Annotated in this window: 2 protein-coding genes; both read right to left on the reverse strand. The window is 61.2% G+C overall.

Features of this window, described 5'->3' with window-relative positions; genetic code table 11:
• Positions 1-376 precede the first annotated feature (376 nt).
• Positions 377-1,228: an Rpn family recombination-promoting nuclease/putative transposase gene (locus CKO15_RS13665; RefSeq protein ID WP_200197366.1), complete on the reverse strand. Its 852-nt coding sequence runs from the start codon at positions 1,226-1,228 to the stop codon at positions 377-379.
• Between the two features lie 176 nt (positions 1,229-1,404).
• Positions 1,405-1,593: a hypothetical protein gene (locus CKO15_RS13670; protein ID WP_200197368.1), complete on the reverse strand. Its 189-nt coding sequence runs from the start codon at positions 1,591-1,593 to the stop codon at positions 1,405-1,407.
• Positions 1,594-1,677: the final 84 nt, after the last annotated feature.

The following is a 1,677-nucleotide window of genomic DNA, read 5'->3' on the forward strand; positions in this document are numbered from 1 at the left end:
CGAGGTGGTGCGGATTAAAGCCGATCTGCTCAAGTGGCTGGTGCCGCTGTTGCTCGGTCAAGCCGCGCTGATTGTAACACTCGTTAAATTGCTCTAAGGAAATTGCTCTAAGGATTCAGCCCGCCCGCTCACTCCCGCCCCGATACAGCACCACCGGCTCGGCACTGACACCACCCCGCCCCGTCGGCTCTAACCGCCACTCAATTCGCTCTGGCCCACCGCCACGCACCCCATCACTGCAGAGGCCCTGTAGTGTGGGGATGGGCTGCCACTGCCCTATCAGTCACAGCCCTCACAACGCGCGCTACCCCCCTGTGCCGTGCAGCAACACGGCACAGGTCAGGGTACGCGCACGATCTATCGGCCGCATAGCCGCTCAACGCTGCCCCTGCCCCTCACTACGCAGCTTGCCAACATCATCCACGCTTAACCCCGTCGCCTGAGCGATCTGCTCATCGGTCAGCACATTCAGTGAGATGAGATTACGAGCGGTCTTCTCAGCGCGTAGCTGCTCACCCTCACGCCGCGCTTCATTGAGCTGCGAGACCTCATCCCGCAGTGCCCGCTCGCGCACAAAGGCCAAGTGACGGGCCTCCTCGTCGGCACTGAGTTCGCGGATACGGCTCATCGCCCGCTTGACGGGCTCGTGGGCAATCTTCGCCATGGTGAACTCCTCCTCCCAGTGCGTGAAAAAGGTGATCCAAGCGCGCAGCGGCCCGTCGGGCAATCCCAGCCGATCCGCTTTCTTCAGTTCGATCAGGTTCATCTGCAGGATGTTCCCCAGCGTGATCTCAGGCTGGCGCTCATCACGCATCTCAAAGCGCCAGACAGCCTGATCACGCTCGGCCGCCGTCGCCGTGAACAAGTCAAAGTCGAGAAGATGCAGCCCCACCGCAGCACGCAGCTCCTGATAATCTTCCCCCGCAGCAAGCTGCACCCCCAGGGTGCGAGCCAAGTAGAAGAGCCCGCGCTTGTGCCACGCACCGTAGCGCCGCACTTGAACCTCTACGTTGTAACAGTCGCCGTTCCGATCGCGGGCCAGCACATCAAGGATGATGTACTTGCCGGTCAGCTCACTCGGCTCAATCCCAGGGTTCAACACTTCTACAGTGGCAATATCCGGCAGGTCCGGGCGCAGGTCATTGATCAAATCAACAAGTAAATCAGGTGCTTCGGCGAATAGGCGCTTAAAGACGTAATCATTCGTGGGGGCGAGTAGTTGGCTCATGGCGGCATAGCACAGTGATTGATGTGGCAATCGGCTTTCGTCAGCAGCTTAGCACAGCAGCGCGGTGGAACAGCAGGGTGGCGGTGGTGCCCGTTCGTGGCGTGGCGGCAGATCGTGCCGGGCCACATCGAAGCGATATTGAAGCCGCACTGAGACAGACCGAGATCCATCGGCGACTACTCGACGGTGGCACCCCAACAGGGTGCCATCGCTGTCGTCATCGTCGGCACCATCGTGATATCCAGCGTCACCGCCGGTACCGTCTTCGTCACCGCCACTGCCATCGCCAGCACACAAGCACCACCGACTGGCCGCCACATCGGGAAGCTGATGCCGACGGAGAAGTGCCGCCGATCTTTCGCCACCCGGTCCACCTGGAGGTCGAGGCGAGTTATATGGACACGCTGCGCTTTTTGGAGGCTCTGGAGGCGCTGCCATGGCAGCTGGCC

It is taken from the genome of Halorhodospira abdelmalekii (assembly GCF_016583625.1).
In the GTDB taxonomy this organism is placed as follows: domain Bacteria; phylum Pseudomonadota; class Gammaproteobacteria; order Nitrococcales; family Halorhodospiraceae; genus Halorhodospira; species Halorhodospira abdelmalekii.

Excerpts from the sequence above, each read along its gene's own strand:
- CKO15_RS13665 (WP_200197366.1), bottom strand. The coding sequence starts at position 1,228 with ATGAGCCAACTACTCGCCCCCACGAATGATTACGTCTTTAAGCGCCTA.